Source organism: Virgibacillus sp. DJP39, from assembly GCF_049310925.1.
Taxonomy (GTDB): domain Bacteria; phylum Bacillota; class Bacilli; order Bacillales; family Amphibacillaceae; genus Virgibacillus_F.
In genome coordinates, this window is the sequence record NZ_JBMERP010000041.1 from 17,508 (window position 1) to 32,982 (window position 15,475).

The following is a 15,475-nucleotide window of genomic DNA, read 5'->3' on the forward strand; positions in this document are numbered from 1 at the left end:
TTATCTGGTTTACATATACCAAACATCGTTATTTGTTGAGGAAATGGCAACTGCACCAGCTTGTAATGCTGTAACCACGTCTTCTTTATCACAAACTAGTCCACTTGCGATAATAGGGGTGTCTATTTTGTCTTTGACCCATCCAATGGCTTTTGACATGCCACCTGGTAGAATTTCGATAAAGTGAGGGTTTGAATTTGCGATTTGTTTATCGATGCTGCGAAATGACATGGAATCGACTAAGAAAAATCGGTGAATGGTGTAGAAACCGTAATTTCTCGCGGCATGAACCATCTGGGCTTTTGTGCTGATAATACCGTCAGCGTTGGTGTTTTCTTTCAAGAATTGGAGGCTTATTTCTTTATTGGATGTTCCTTCTAGTAAATCCACATGAACAAAGGCAAGCTTGTTATGATCTTTGACTTTATTGACAACACTAGCAATATTAATAATATCACTATTTAGTATAAATATAATATTACAGTCTGTATTAACAGCTTCCTCAAGTCCTTTTTTGTCTTTGACTGAGGCGATGATTGGATTTTCTTCTAGAGCTTGTCTAATCTTGTTATCACTCATAAAAATCTCCTTATCTAATTTAGTCCTTTTATTATTATATAGTAGATTCGTCCCGAATAAAAGGTTAACTGGTTAGTGACCGTAAGCTGAAGCGGTTATAAGTAGGTGTTTTGTATCTATTCATTGGAAGTAAGGCTTGGTTATAAGCCAAGTTTTCTATTCCAAAAAGATAGAATATTAGAATCAATAAGTTGACAGTTACACAGGGTAACCATATACTAGTATCAGTTAAAGTTACTAGAGTCGAGAGAAAAGTAACTTCCCTTGGGGGAAGTATGCTTTTCTCTCTTTTTTCGTAAATTAATCGAATTTAAAGGAGGGAAGAAAGGAGTTATGAATACGACAGATTTTAACATGAATTTCTTCTCATTAAAGGGTCAGACCGCTATTGTAACGGGTGGAAATACGGGGCTTGGTAGAGCGTTTTCACTTGCTTTGGCAAAGGCAGGAGCTAATTTATTTATACCAAGTCTAGCAGATGATGATGGTACTACGAGAAGGTTAATCGAAAATGAAGGCGTCCAAATGGAATTTATGCAGGTGGACATTACACAGGATGGAGCGGCTGAGCGCATAATAGAAGAATGTACCGAGTCGATGGGATCAGTTGATATCCTGGTTAACAGTGCAGGTCTTAACAAAGTAGCTGACTTTGAGGATTTTGGCAGGGATAAGTGGGATTCGATGATAGACGTTAATCTGACAGCTGCTTTTGAAATTAGTCATTTTGCAGCAAAGAAAATGATTTCAAACCGGCGTGGGAAAATTATTAATGTATGCTCTATGTTTTCTTTTCATGGAGGAAAGGGTTCCCCAGCTTATGCAGCCAGCAAGCATGGTCTAGCCGGATTAACAAAGGCTTATTGTGATGAACTTGCAGCTTACAATATACAGGTTAATGGTATCGCACCGGGGTATTATGCTACTGATCTCACCCAGGGAACGAGAAAAGATCCGGAAGCAAATCGCAGAGTATTAGACCATACGCCTGCAAACAGGTGGGGAGAACCGGTAGACCTAATGGGAGCTACTGTATTCTTAGCTAGTAAGGCTTCTGATTACGTAAACGGCCATATTTTAGCAGTTGATGGTGGCTATCTCGTTCGCTAGAGCTTGACAAGTAAATTCAAACTGCAAAGGGAATGAGATTTCGAAATGACTCAAAAGTATATTATCGGAGTAGATGGCGGTTCACAGAGTTCAAAGGTAATCATCTACGACCTGAAGGGAAATAGTGTTAGTACAGGAAAACAAATGCTCAAGCCTATGAGCTTGCCGAATCCAGGTATAGCCGAGCATCCTGACGATGATCTTTGGGAATCACTTATTTTAGCATTTAAAGAAGCCATGGTGGGTTTTCCTGGTAAAAAGGAAGATATTATCGGAATCGGACTTTGTACGATTCGGTTCTGTCGATGCCTGCTAAAGGAAGACGGGACCCTTGCCTCCCCAGCCATTAGCTGGATGGATGAACGGGTATCAAAGCCTTATGTACATACAAATCCTGAAGTCTCGTTTGTCACTACTTCATCGGGATATATTACACACAGATTAACTGGCAATTTTAACGATTCAGCTGCTAACTACCAAGGAATGTGGCCGATTGATACGGATACGTGGGACTGGAGTAAGGATGACAAAGTTTTCGACCAATTTAACATTCCTCGTGACATGCTGTTCACTCTCCAAAATCCAGGGACTATTTTAGGTCATATAACTAAAGATATAGAAGAGAAATTAGGCATTCCTTCTGATATCCCAGTAGTTGCCACCGCAAACGATAAGGCTGTCGAAGCACTAGGCGCGGGCTTGTTATCAGAGAATAAAGCACTTATTTCCTTAGGCACCTATATAGCAGGAATGATTCATGGTCAGGAGAATGTAACTGACTCGGAAAAGTTTTGGACTAATTTTGCTGCAATTCCTGAAAGATATCTATATGAAAGCAATGGAATACGGCGCGGCATGTGGACCGTGAGTTGGTTTAAAGAGCTTTTCGGTGAAGGATTAGTACAACAGGCAAAAGAACGTAATATTTCCCCAGAGGAACTTTTAAATCAGGAAGCTGTGGAGTCTGTTCCAGCTGGAAGTGATGGGCTGATGACAGTGCTCGAATGGCTCGCACCATCTGAAGAACCATTTAAAAAAGGTATGATGATAGGTTTTGACGGGCGCCATACCAGAGCACATATGTATCATTCGATTTTGGAAGCTATTGCTTTAACAATGAAGGCGAATATGGACGCAATGTGCAAGGAAATGAAAACGGAGCTTAAGGAAATCGTACTAACAGGTGGAGGTTCAAACAGCGACTTGATGATGCAAATCTTTGCAAATGTGTTTGGTCTTGCGACAACCCGAAACATCGTTAATGGCTCTGCTAGCCTTGGTTCAGCTATTAGTACTACTGTTGCCCTTGGTATCTATTCTACCTTTGAAGAAGCAGCTGAACAGATGGTTGATGTGCGGGATACGTTCACTCCCGAGCAGGACAAGCATGTATTCTATAATCGAATGAATCAGGAAGTCTATCAGCATATTACAGCATACACAGATGGAATCTTAAAAAAGGCACATTCCTTTTTCCGTTAATGGATTTACCTAGTAAAAGAGCAGAATAATAGATCCATAAAAATTATTGTTTATCAAAGGAGTTTAATCATGGGATTATCAAGAGAACAAATTGTTAGCGATATAAAATCAATACTGCCAGGTGAACAAATTATTACCGATGAAGAAGTTTTACAAGAGAATAGTGTAGATCGCTTCAGAAAATATGAAACTATTCATGGAGTATACTCACAGCCACTTCCGGCGGCTGTTGTGAAGGTGAAAAGTGCTGAGGAAATATCTCGAATTCTTCAATACATGAATGATAACAATATCAATGCTGTTCCAAGGACAGGTGGGTCTGCAACAGAGGGTGGACTTGAGACAGCTGTTGAGAACTCACTAGTCATTGATGGATCAGCAATGAATGAAATCGTAAGTATAGACGCTTATAATATGCTCGCGACCGTAAAATGTGGTGTACCTTTGGAAGAACTTGAGGATAAATTGAGGGAACAAGGCTTAACGACAGGACATTCTCCACAATCCAAACCTTTAGCACAAATGGGTGGACTAGTTGCAACACGAAGCATTGGGCAACTCTCAACGTTATACGGTGGGATTGAAGACATGGTCGTTGGGCTGGAAGCTGTCTTTCCTAATGGAGAAATCACAAAAATTAAAAATGTTCCAAGACGTGCAGCTGGACCAGATATCAGGCACGTAATTATTGGTAATGAGGGGGCGCTTTGCTATATTACCGAAGTAACGGTAAAAGTTTTTCAATATCAGCCGAAAAATAACCATTATTATGGTTACGTCCTGGATAATATGAAAACTGGGTTTGAAATTCTGAGGGAGGTCATGGTACAAGGCTATCGTCCATCAGTTGCGCGTCTCTACGACCCTGAAGATGGAGCTGATCACTTTGATTTTTCAAAAGGTAAATGTGTACTAATCTTTATGGCGGAAGGCCCTAAAGTTATTGCAGAAGCAACTGGTAAAGCAATCGAAGCTATCGTAGCTCAATATGAGGAATGTGAAGCCGTTGAGAGCCGATTAATACAGGACTGGTTTGAAAGCTTAAATTGGGACCCAGCCAAGGTCATTGAAGAACGAAAAGAAATCAAAGAAACCAACAACATTGGTTTTACAACCGAAGTGTCAGGTTTATGGGGAGAAATCAATGAAATTTATGAGAAATGCATCAAAAGAATTCGTGAAGAAATTCCTAATATCACGATGCTTGGAGGCCACTCTTCCCACAGCTACATGAATGGTACCAATATGTACTTCGTTTACTATTATGATTTAGTGGATATCAAACCCGAAGAAGAAATCACGAAATATCACTATCCAATCAATAAAATCATCGTCGAAGAAACGGTTAAGGCAGGAGGTTCCATGGTTCATCATCACGGTGTTGGAAAACATAGAACCCCATGGATTAAAGAAGAGTATGGATCTTCTTACTATATCCTGGAAACTCTGAAGAAAGCTTTTGATCCAAAAGGGATTATGAATAAAGGAACTATTTTTCCAAAAGAAGACTAAATGAGAAATGTAATTGAGTGTAGTTATTCAGCATTTCTGCACTCTGTTACACAAGTATATATTCAGGTGAAATTCGACAATCAACCCATTAATCGACAATTACCCAGTTGAATAGACTGTAATTAGCATGTAGTGTATATATAGTAATGGTGTTGGAGTATATGAATTGGTATAGCAATTTTTTATAGCTAAAGATTAAAATCAACTATTGCTGCTAAGGGGGGTGTAAATATGGCCGATTTTATAAATTATGTTATAGATGACTGGGAAAACATTCTTTCATATTCTTTAGAACATCTCCAACTTGTAGGAATTGCACTCGTAATAGCAATCTTAATTGCTATCCCGTTGGGTATTTATTTAACAACGAATGATTACCTTGCCGAGACTATTCTGCAAGTAGCTTCTATTATCATTACTATACCGAGTATTGCACTGTTCGGTATTATGATTCCAATTCTTTCTACTATTGGACAAGGGATAGGATTCCTGCCTGCATTAATTGCATTGGTACTTTATTCACAATTACCGATTATTCGCAATACCTACACAGCAATTCAAAATGTTGATCCTAATATAAGGGATGCAGCAAAAGGTATAGGAATGACTACTTTTCAGCGATTGATGAAAGTAGAAATACCAAATTCTATGCCATTAATAATGGCAGGGATAAGAACTGCTACAGTGCTCAATATTGGAATTGGAGCAATAGCCGCATTTATTGGTGCAGGTGGATTAGGTGTCCTCATTAACTCAGGAATTAGCCGAGGGAATGACAATATGATTATGGCAGGTGCCGTTTTCGTTTCCATATTGGCTTTGTCTGCAGATTTTATACTTAAATTCATTCAAAACCGCATTACTCCGAAAGGAATAAAATAGAAGAAAGAAGGTGAACCTCATTGATAGATTTCAAAAATATATCCAAAATTTACAATGGAAATGTCAAAGCGATTGATGATATATCGTTGACAGTGGAAGAAGGTGAATTTGTCATTCTTCTTGGACCATCCGGTTGTGGAAAAACGACGCTTCTTCGGATGGTGAACCAACTGGAATCCATATCAGAAGGTGAGATTTCTATCCAGGGTCAAAATGTTAAAGAGATGGATAAAATCAAAATGAGACGAAATACGGGTTATGTTATTCAAAGCAATGGTTTATTTCCAAATATGACGATTGAAGACAATACAATGATTGTTCCGGATTTACTTGGATGGGATCGCAAGAAAAAAAGAGATCGTTTCAACTACCTCATGGATTTTCTTGGCCTAAACCCGGATGAATATCGTAAGCGCTTTCCTCACGAACTATCTGGCGGGCAGCAGCAACGGATTGGGGTGGCCCGTGCCATGGCGGCTGATCCTCCTGTAATGCTTATGGACGAGCCGTTCGGTGCTCTTGATCCAATCATCAGGGAAAAGGTTCAGGATGAATTTTTATCAATCCAAAGAGAAGTCAAAAAAACAATACTTTTTGTTAGTCATGACATCGATGAAGCTGTTCGTATGGGGGATAAAATCGCTTTACTTAAAAGTGGCAGCATTATGCAATATGATCGCCCGACTGACATGCTGATTCAACCTAAAAATGAATTTGTTTCGAACTTCGTAGGGAAAGACAGGGTTCTGCGCAGCATGTCTTTATACACTGTACAGAATCTGGTGGACAGGTTTAGTTTAAAAAACAAAGAAGACACCATTCTTGACACGAAAGAAATTTCTATCCATACCTCTCTCCGGGTTGCCATATCCATGTTACTCAATCAGGAAGCTGATCAATTAGTTATTGTGAATGATGCAGATGAAGTTCAAGGGAGTTTAACATTTGATTTAATTGAGAAATTTCTTCGCTTAGAGGTAAAAGGTGAATAAGGAGGAAAAGTAGAGATGAACTCAAAAAAAATGATTGCTATCATTATTCGTGTCATCCTTTGGGCCCTCGTCATTTCCTTTTTTTGGTGGGCTATCAGTGAAAATATGTTTGGGAAGATTTTCGAAGAACCAACTAAATTCATGGGACTTCTGAAACAGCATTTAAGCTTAGTCGGTATATCTGCTGGATTGGCAATCCTGACCTCTGTACCTGTGGGTATTCTAATTACCCGCCCCCGGTTTCGGAAATCGGAATGGCTTATTGTCAATATAGCCAACCTGGGACAAACCATCCCAAGTCTTGCTGTGCTGGCTTTAGCGATGGGGTTTTTGGGAATTGGAATGAAAGCGGCTGTTGTGGCACTCTTTATTTATTCTCTTTTGCCGATCCTGCAGAATACTATTGCCGGTCTTGATTCCGTAAATGCAGATATGAAAGATGCAGCACGGGGGATGGGACTGACGCCTTTACAGATCTTATTTCGAATCGAACTGCCTAGTGCCTCCGCTTCAATTATGGCAGGAATTCGTACAGCAGTCGTTTTAAATATAGGTACTGCCGCGCTGGCTTATCTAATCGGTGGCGGTGGTTTAGGCGTATGGATTTTTACAGGGATTCAATTATTTGATAATCAAACACTGATTTCTGGGGCAGTTCCCGTCACGTTATTAGCAGTAATAGTGGATTATGGATTCCGCGCAGTTCAATATTTATTGGTACCGAAAGGAATTCGACTAGCGCGTAAGGCAGCTATCGATTCAATATAATTAATTATTAGGAGGAATTTATATGAAAAAGGTATTAACTTTAGCTATGGTATTTATGTTATCCCTAAGCGTTTTGGCAGCTTGTGGTGATGAGGAAAAAAGTGTAACAGTAGGGGCAAAAAACTTTACTGAACAGTTCTTATTGTCTAAAATGGCAATCCTAATGCTCGAAGACAATGGTTATTCAGTCGATGAGAAAAGCAACTTGGGAAGTTCAGCTTTACGTCAAGCTCTTGAGAACAAACAGGTAGATTTGACTTGGGACTATACAGGTACTGGTCTTGTTACGTACATGGGGGAAGAACCAATTGCGGATAAACAAGAAGCCTATAAGACTGTAAAGAAACTGGACATGAAGCGTAACAATATTTACTGGACCAATTTATCTGATGTTAATAACACGTATACAATAGTCATGAAGAAGGAACAAGCTGATAAACTAGGAATTAAGAGTATTGCAGACCTTGCCGATTACGTAAACAACAATCCAGGAGAACTTACTTTTGGAACAGATGCTGAATTTGCAAACAGACCTGATGGGTTACCAGGTGTAGAAGAAGCATATGGTTTTGATTTTAAAGGCGACAACATTGCTGAAATGAGTTATGGCCTACAGTACGAAGCGTTAAATAATGGAGAAGTCGACGCAGCAGTTGGTTTCGCTACTGACAGCCGAATCCGTGAGTATGATCTCGTTAACCTTGAGGATTCAAAAAGCTTTTTTCCATCGTATAATGCGGCAATTGCCATGACGAAAGAAACCAATGAAAACTATCCAGAGATAGAAGAAATTCTAAAGCCTTTATCTGAGCAATTAGACAGTGAAATTATGCGTGAACTGAATTACCAAGTAGACGTTGAAGAAAGAACTGTAGACGACGTTGCTAAGGAATATCTTGAGAAAAATGGTTTGTTAACTGGTGAATAGATAATAAGTGATTGGAATATTTTAGAATTATTCAAGTTTAAGCTAATCACCTTACCAATGTAGAACAGATGGGTGGTTAGCTTTTTATATTGTTAAGACCTCGAAAAAAGCATAATTCGACAGAAAAGTACAAATGTTGTTGTATGAATAAATTTTTCCGCAAAATTTGTATAAACAGTATATACTGTATAAAAGAAATTGGTTATGTTATAGTATTAATATTGTATGTATTAACTAGTTATTTTGAATAATTGGAATGCATACCTAAAAAAGGGGGGTACTAAACATGGAAGACTTTGCGCTCTCAGGTGCTACTTGGTTTTGGTTATTTGTACCTATGCCAATATTACTTATTTTATCAACTATTACATTATTCACAGACAGGGGAGAAAAGTAAACAATGGATACGGCTACGTTAATAACGTTTATCGTTTATTTAGTAGGTATGCTTGCAATTGGGGTTGTAGCATATCGTTTAACAAGTAATTTATCAGATTATGTTCTAGGTGGAAGAGGATTAGGACCAGGTGTTGCGGCATTAAGTGCTGGTGCATCAGATATGAGTAGTTGGTTACTACTAGGTTTACCAGGTGCAGTTTACGCATCAGGTTTAGGTGGAGCTTGGATTGCAGTAGGACTTGCAATCGGTGCATATTTAAACTGGCAATTCGTTGCTAAACGTCTGAGAGTTTATACTGAAGTTTCTAATGACTCAATTACAATTCCGGACTTTTTAGAAAATCGTTTCCGCGATACATCTCACTTATTACGTGTTATTTCTGCAATTGTAACTTTGATATTCTTCACTTTCTATACTTCATCAGGAATGGTTGGTGGCGCAAAATTATTTGAAGCGTCATTTGGCCTATCATACGATCAGGCACTTTGGATCGGCGCAATTGTAATCGTTTCTTATACATTCCTAGGCGGATTCCTAGCTGTAAGTTGGACAGACTTCGTGCAAGGTATTCTAATGTTTGTAGCATTAATAGTCGTTCCAATTCGTGCTATTGCTGTCGTTGGTGGTTGGGACGCAACTATCGATGCAGTAGGTAACATTTCACCAGGACACATAAATATGGTGGCTGGTGTCGGAGCAATAGGAATTTTATCTTCATTAGCATGGGGGCTAGGTTACTTTGGACAGCCTCATATTCTCGTTCGTTTTATGGCTTTAAAATCTCCTAAAGACGTACCAAAAGCACGTTTCATTGGTATGACCTGGATGATTCTTGGCTTATACGGTGCAATATTTGTAGGTCTTGCTGGTCTTGCTTTCATTAGTACACAAGACGTTGGAGTGTTAGCTGAATACGGTGTTAAAGTTGTTACGAATGATGCTGGTGTTCAAATGCTTGCAGATCCAGAAGAAATCTTTATTGCATTCTCACAAATTCTATTTGATCCAATTATCGCAGGTATTCTATTAGCAGCTATTTTATCTGCTATCATGAGTACAATCGATTCGCAACTACTAGTATCATCTTCTGCAGTAGCTGAAGATTTCTACAAAGCAATTTTACGTAAGAAGGCTTCAGATCGTGAACTAGTATGGGTTGGACGTATCGCAGTTGGTATTATTGCATTAATTGCTACACTTCTTGCAACAAATCCAGAAAGCTCCGTGTTAGAGTTAGTTAGTTATGCATGGGCAGGCTTCGGTGGTGCTTTTGGACCAATAATCCTTCTAGCACTATTTTGGAAAGGCATTACAAGAAACGGTGCATTAGCTGGTATTATCGTTGGTGCAATTACCGTTATTGTATGGGGAGACTTCCTTACAGGAGGAATATTTGACCTTTATGAAATTGTTCCTGCTTTCTTACTCAACTTAATTGTTGCTGTAGTAGTAAGTATGGTAGGCGAAAAGCCGTCTGCTGAAATTCAAGCAGAATTTGATGAGGCAGATAGTAAAATGAAAGCATAAAAATAACTATTAAAAGAGTACTTCTCGGTTTAACTCCGGGAAGAACTCTTTTTTACTTAGCTGAACTGTTTAATGGTATTGCGTAACTTAGTTGCGACAGAAGAGGTACCGTTGTTAATTTCTTCGTTAGTGAATGTAAGTTTAACAAAGTTTTCGTCCATATCCAGTGCTTCTGAAAATAAACCACCAAGGCCTTTGGCACGGCGATCCACCTGAAGAATAAGTTCAAGTTGACTTTCATCTAAGAAAAACATAACCTCTAATTCATCGAGATCTCTTCTAAATTCATTGCCAGGTAAAAATTCAAACTCCTGTATATAGTTATACTTTCTGGAATACTCCATTTCAACTTTATGCATATGAAAACCTAATTCATTGGTAAGGGCATCTAAAAACAGTATTCATATATCGATGAGGCTCAACGTTAATGTAGTCCCTGTCTTTAGGGTCAACGGCATTAGGCACATCCAGACCTGTCTGAATCCATACCTTTGTTTTACCTATCGTTGGAGGTGTGTGTACAGGTAATAGAAATTGAAAGTCTATTTCCTTTTTTTTTACCTTCCTTGATGGTAAATGAATCTCCAACTGTAACAGCATGTAAGTTTACTTTTTGATAAACATCGTTGTCATTTATTTCACAAATGGCCTCTGTCATTACAAAAAGTTTAATTTGAGAGATTTCCTGTTCCGTATTTCCTCCCTGGATAACTTAGGAAGGTCGGGGATAGTTCTAGTAATTATTTATCAGCTGGTTAACAATTTCAGCAGGTTCCATGACAGTTAGCTGATTATGGTAGTCAGACATGTGAGTTTGCATACTTTCACAGTGTCCGGCATTTTCAAAAAAGGAAATAAGCTGGTTTTCAAGCGAATTTTGCTTATCTTTCCAGTTGTTTAGACAGAAAACAACGCCAAGTTTTTGTAACTCTTCAAGGTTAATTATTTCCTGACCAGGCAAAGCATCGTAAATGAAAATTGGTTTCCTTTTAATAATTCCCTCGCTTACAGTAACGCCCCCAGGTTTTGTTAAAATCCCATCCACTTTGTCATAAAGCTTGTCCATTTCTGTTCTGCTCTCCATGTATTGTAGAGGTATAATATTGTTGTTTGCAAGGTTTCGAACCCTTTGATATAAGGTCTTATTTTTCCCGCATAAAACATAATAAGTGATTTTGCCTTCAGTACCGATGCTGTCGATTAGATCGCCTATTGCTCCAACTCCTAAATTACCACCTGTTATCAATATGGATAGGGAAGAAGGACTTTTCCTTACTTGAGTTTTCACTTTTAGAATATCTTTGTGTACAGGTATGCCAGTTATATAGATTTGTTCTTCTTTGATACCCTTTTTTTGTAACAGTTCTTTCATATGAAGAGAAGACACAAAGTGAAAGTCAACATGATGAATACCCCAAAAACGATGAATAAAAAAGTCCGTGTAAACATTAATCACAGGTATGTTCACCTCTCCCTTTTCCTTTAAATGGTTTAACATATAAGAAGGTAAAGAGTGTGTGCAGATTATACAACTCGGCTGTATTTCTTTGACCATTTTTCTTATGTGGGCCAGAAATAAAACTTCATACAACCGGTACTTTTTATCCCTTTCCACATTTTTATATACACTAACTTGATAGAGCCAATTATAGAAGCCTGGAAATGTTCGTATCCAATTTAAATATGTACCAGATACCAGTGATTCTACTTTTCCATAACTGTATGAAAGAATTTCCACCTTTTTACAATCTAATTCAGGATGATTTGAACTGATCCCCTCCATTAATGAATGGGCTACTTGATGGTGCCCGGATGGAATTTGTAAAAAAGGAAGGAACAGAATTGTTTTAGAGTAATGATTCATCATGCACCTCACAGGGGATGGTTGTTGCATGGATTAAATTATTAAATGGAATTTCATCCATGTATTACCGGAATAAAAAGTGGTGCTTGTCATGTATAATTGGTAAAGCAAAGGAGTGATAGATTTGTATATCTTACTATTCTTAGGCTTGTTTATCATTTTGGGTTATTTTGCTGTTACAAAGGCGTATAAAAACACTCAGGATGTTTTAATAAATAAAATTGACCAGACACAAAATAAAAGTGATCCTACCTTAAATATTTTACACCTCTCCGACCTGCACCTTGAACATATCTCCATATCTCCTGAACAACTTTATGAAAACGTTAAAGGGGAAAAAATAGACCTAATTGCTCTTACAGGGGATTTCCTTGATCGTAAACGGACTCTTCCAAAGCTTATTCCTTATTTGCGTGTGTTTAGAAAATTAAATGCTGCAAAGGGAATCTATGCTGTATTAGGAAACCATGACTATGTGCTGAACAGTAATAATTTACAAAAGCTAATAGAAACACTAGAAGAACATGATTGTAAGGTCATGCAAAACGAAAGTGATACCATTCATATTCATGGCAGACCTGTAAATATTATTGGCATTGACGACTTTAGTACAAATCGAAGTGATCTGAAAGCTTCCTATAAAGAACTAAAAAACGGAATGAATCTAGTTCTTACACATGATCCGAATATTGTCCTTCATATGAAAAAGTACTATTATGATTATTTGCTTGCTGGTCATTTCCATGGTGGTCAGATCTGTTACCCAAAGGCATATCACCTTGCAAAAATGGGGAAACTTACTAAAATGAATATGATAAAAGGCCTTCAGTCATTAGATGACAAACCATTTTATATAAGTGAAGGGCTAGGTCAAACAGGAGTTAATATAAGAGTTGGTAGTCGGCCCGAAATAACATTTCATCAGCTATCAGTTTCACAAGTTGAAACCGAATCTTTACCTGCTATTTAATTAGTGAAAAGCTGTCCTTAGAGGGTCTAACCTTTATTGATAGCTTTTTTCATTGCACCATGACGGTTGATACTTCTGTCTAACGGTTGATAATAACGCCTAACGGTCGATATCCTGCCAGGACGGTTGATTTCACCGGATAACGGTTGATATCCGGCCAGGACGGTTGATTCCACCGGATAACGGTTGATATCCGGCCAGGACGGTTGATTCCATCGGATAACGGTTGATATTCCGCCAGGACGGTTGATTCCACCGGATAACGGTTGATATCCGGCCAGGACGGTTGATTCTACCGGATAACGGTTGATATTCCGCCAGGACGGTTGATTCCACCGGATAACGGTTGATATCCCGCCAGGACGGTTGATTCCACCGGATAACGGTTGATATTCCGCCAGGACAGTTGATTCCACCGGATAACGGTTGATATTCCGCCAGGACAGTTGATTCCACCGGATAACGGTTGATATTCCGCGAGGACAGTTGATTCTATCGGATAACGGTTGATATCCCGCCAGGACGGTTGATTCCATCGGATAACGGTTGATATTCCGCCAGGACGGTTGATTCCATCGGATAACGGTTGATATCTCCGTCCAGTAGCCCCGCTCATGCTTTTGTTTTATTTTTGATACATTTGTGTCAGTTTGTTCTTGGACATGAATAAATAGCTGGGTGCTGGTTTTTTGATCAGCTTTTTAATGGAAGGGTTACTGGATAGAGCGCCAATCAGTAAGCAACCGGCCCATTTAAATCTCCTGTAAACAGGATGATGTATATGCATTACCTCAAAGCCGAGGCGTCCGCACCCCTTATTTAGAAACGTAATTCCGATAATGCCTTTTATTTCATTTGATTTAGGGTGGTTTTGAATATATTTCTCTAATTCAGGCAAAGATTTACTTACATATTTGAAGATTATTTTGCCTTTAATAATATTGCTTTTCACGTCTTTTAATTCATTTAATAATCTTACATTGTGTAAATGGATCTTCACTAAAGTATCATGTTTATTGATGGTAATTCCATCAGCCAAGGTTACGTTTTTCCCTTTGTAACGTGTTAATCTAACCCTTAGTATATTATCTATTTTAAAATCGTTTGTAGGATAACGGAGACGGGAAAATTTAAAATAAACAGGGTCAACAGCAGTCCAGATCGATAATAAGTATCCTCTCATTTCCCTCTTCCCTTTTGTACTTATTTAGCAGTAAAGAAAGTATAAAAACTTTCTTTCTTGCATAAGTGCAACTAAAGTTTTCTAAAATAATTCAATGTTTAAAAACCTTTTCGGTATAGTGATATTATTGCTTGAAAGAGCCTAAATATACATGTTTTCCCCAGGGTTTATACTGTAAAAAATGTCCAATTTAGGTGCTGAATTTAAGCAGCACCCATTTCAGGGCAAAACCAACGATTATACCTATAGGCAGGAAAATAATTGGTAACCATATAGGGCCTATAAGTTTTCCCATTAATGTAAATGACGGTGAAAGAATCAAACCAACAGTCATAAAGTAAGCCGAAAAGACAAATGGTAAGAAGGAAAATGGTTTGTTTTCACCGTCTGCATCTTTATACGCATCCCATATCGCAAAAAAGTATAAACATGGGTAGAACATTAGCCAAAGATAATTTGTTTGTTCTATAGATTCCTGTATTTCTCCATGGAAACTCAGGACAATGACATGATTAAAATTAGCCATTACGTTTACTACAAATTCTAAAATAATCAAAACAATAGCTTTTACATATTTATCGTTTAAAAATTGACCAAATCCTGGTAGTGCAACACTCCACAACAGCTTTTCTAATTTGTCTTTATTAACTTTAGACTTTTCCTTCATTTTTCTTGGCCGACTAGACCAATCTTCCTCTAACATAAGGTGTCTGCTCCATCCTATAATTATAAATTTCATAATTTAAGCGAGTTTTGAAACCCGCAGCTGTTATAAAGTGAGAGTATGTAACACCTGAATGTTCCGAACTGGGAGTGGTTGATCTGATAGATCTGATAGATCGCTTTGTCAATGGCTGTTGGTGTCTATCATAAAAAAAGTCCCCACTATGATTACGTTTATAATTACTCATGCAATCACTCCGTTATTAGTAATATTTTCCAGAATTTTCACGATCATATTTAATTCCATACGTCTTTGTTTCTCTGGAAATAATTTTTATTAGTTTGTCGATAATAGCTTCTCTTATACATAATTTGTGTTTTTCCCTCTGAATAATCGAGAGGGAAAATGGGCAAAAGAATAGGAATGACTAATCCGTTTGAACGGGGGTAAGTTTATGAAGCGAATACAAAAACAAAAAGGTGCAAATAAAGACGAGGACTTTTCAACTGAATTGGTAAAGGAACTGGATCAGAACGTAGACAATCTAAAAAAAATGCTGGAAGAACCAAGTGATTTAATTATACGGAAGTTTACAGTGCGCGGTACAAATAACA

General features: G+C 38.1%; 17 protein-coding genes. 9 read left to right on the forward strand and 8 right to left on the reverse strand.

Going from position 1 to position 15,475, the window contains the following annotated elements:
* Window positions 1-9: 9 nt before the first annotated feature.
* Window positions 10-579, reverse strand: coding sequence for a glycerol-3-phosphate responsive antiterminator (locus ACOI1D_RS13430; protein WP_422501801.1), 570 nt, complete (start codon window positions 577-579; stop codon window positions 10-12).
* Between the two features lie 333 nt (window positions 580-912).
* On the opposite strand from ACOI1D_RS13430, the gene ACOI1D_RS13435 reads away from it, so the two are divergent.
* From ACOI1D_RS13435 to putP, 8 genes are all read left to right on the forward strand, one after another.
* Window positions 913-1,689, forward strand: coding sequence for an SDR family NAD(P)-dependent oxidoreductase (locus ACOI1D_RS13435; RefSeq protein ID WP_422501802.1), 777 nt, complete (start codon window positions 913-915; stop codon window positions 1,687-1,689).
* A gap of 45 nt (window positions 1,690-1,734) precedes the next feature.
* Window positions 1,735-3,171, forward strand: a complete 1,437-nt coding sequence (locus tag ACOI1D_RS13440) for an FGGY-family carbohydrate kinase (protein ID WP_422501803.1) — start codon at window positions 1,735-1,737, stop codon at window positions 3,169-3,171.
* A gap of 69 nt (window positions 3,172-3,240) precedes the next feature.
* Window positions 3,241-4,683, forward strand: a complete 1,443-nt coding sequence (locus ACOI1D_RS13445) for an FAD-binding oxidoreductase (RefSeq protein WP_422501804.1) — start codon at window positions 3,241-3,243, stop codon at window positions 4,681-4,683.
* Window positions 4,684-4,914: 231 nt separating this feature from the next.
* Window positions 4,915-5,565, forward strand: a complete 651-nt coding sequence (locus tag ACOI1D_RS13450) for an ABC transporter permease (RefSeq protein ID WP_422501805.1) — start codon at window positions 4,915-4,917, stop codon at window positions 5,563-5,565.
* A gap of 20 nt (window positions 5,566-5,585) precedes the next feature.
* On the forward strand, window positions 5,586-6,557 hold the full coding sequence (locus ACOI1D_RS13455) for an ABC transporter ATP-binding protein (RefSeq protein ID WP_422501806.1): 972 nt from the start codon (window positions 5,586-5,588) through the stop codon (window positions 6,555-6,557).
* A 15-nt stretch (window positions 6,558-6,572) separates the two neighbouring features.
* Window positions 6,573-7,325, forward strand: coding sequence for an ABC transporter permease (locus ACOI1D_RS13460; RefSeq protein ID WP_422501807.1), 753 nt, complete (start codon window positions 6,573-6,575; stop codon window positions 7,323-7,325).
* A gap of 22 nt (window positions 7,326-7,347) precedes the next feature.
* On the forward strand, window positions 7,348-8,253 hold the full coding sequence (locus tag ACOI1D_RS13465; protein WP_422501808.1) for a glycine betaine ABC transporter substrate-binding protein: 906 nt from the start codon (window positions 7,348-7,350) through the stop codon (window positions 8,251-8,253).
* Between the two features lie 400 nt (window positions 8,254-8,653).
* Window positions 8,654-10,180 (forward strand): sodium/proline symporter PutP, encoded by a 1,527-nt coding sequence (gene putP, locus ACOI1D_RS13470; protein WP_422501809.1) that lies wholly within the window; start codon window positions 8,654-8,656, stop codon window positions 10,178-10,180.
* Window positions 10,181-10,236: 56 nt separating this feature from the next.
* Here putP and ACOI1D_RS13475 read toward each other — a convergent pair whose 3' ends face one another.
* The 4 genes from ACOI1D_RS13475 to ACOI1D_RS13490 form a co-directional block, all read right to left on the reverse strand.
* Entirely contained in the window at window positions 10,237-10,539 is a 303-nt protein-coding gene (locus ACOI1D_RS13475) for a sporulation protein (protein ID WP_422501810.1), read from the reverse strand.
* A gap of 13 nt (window positions 10,540-10,552) precedes the next feature.
* Complete coding sequence (locus ACOI1D_RS13480) at window positions 10,553-10,645, reverse strand: sporulation protein (RefSeq protein ID WP_422501811.1); 93 nt, start codon at window positions 10,643-10,645, stop codon at window positions 10,553-10,555.
* Window positions 10,646-10,676: 31 nt separating this feature from the next.
* Window positions 10,677-10,838, reverse strand: coding sequence for a hypothetical protein (locus ACOI1D_RS13485; protein WP_422501812.1), 162 nt, complete (start codon window positions 10,836-10,838; stop codon window positions 10,677-10,679).
* 75 nt (window positions 10,839-10,913) lie between these two features.
* Window positions 10,914-12,044 (reverse strand): MGDG synthase family glycosyltransferase, encoded by a 1,131-nt coding sequence (locus ACOI1D_RS13490; RefSeq protein ID WP_422501813.1) that lies wholly within the window; start codon window positions 12,042-12,044, stop codon window positions 10,914-10,916.
* A gap of 124 nt (window positions 12,045-12,168) precedes the next feature.
* Here ACOI1D_RS13490 and ACOI1D_RS13495 point away from each other — a divergent pair, with 124 nt between their 5' ends.
* Window positions 12,169-13,014 (forward strand): metallophosphoesterase, encoded by an 846-nt coding sequence (locus ACOI1D_RS13495; protein ID WP_422501814.1) that lies wholly within the window; start codon window positions 12,169-12,171, stop codon window positions 13,012-13,014.
* Between the two features lie 26 nt (window positions 13,015-13,040).
* On the opposite strand, the gene ACOI1D_RS13500 is transcribed toward ACOI1D_RS13495, so the two are convergent.
* From ACOI1D_RS13500 to ACOI1D_RS13510, 3 genes are all read right to left on the reverse strand, one after another.
* Entirely contained in the window at window positions 13,041-13,430 is a 390-nt protein-coding gene (locus ACOI1D_RS13500) for a hypothetical protein (RefSeq protein WP_422501815.1), read from the reverse strand.
* 209 nt (window positions 13,431-13,639) lie between these two features.
* Entirely contained in the window at window positions 13,640-14,197 is a 558-nt protein-coding gene (locus ACOI1D_RS13505) for a YkoP family protein (RefSeq protein ID WP_422501816.1), read from the reverse strand.
* Window positions 14,198-14,387: 190 nt separating this feature from the next.
* The gene (locus ACOI1D_RS13510) at window positions 14,388-14,864 is read right to left on the reverse strand and encodes a hypothetical protein (RefSeq protein WP_422501818.1); all 477 of its coding nucleotides are present in this window, start codon (window positions 14,862-14,864) and stop codon (window positions 14,388-14,390) included.
* Window positions 14,865-15,475: the final 611 nt, after the last annotated feature.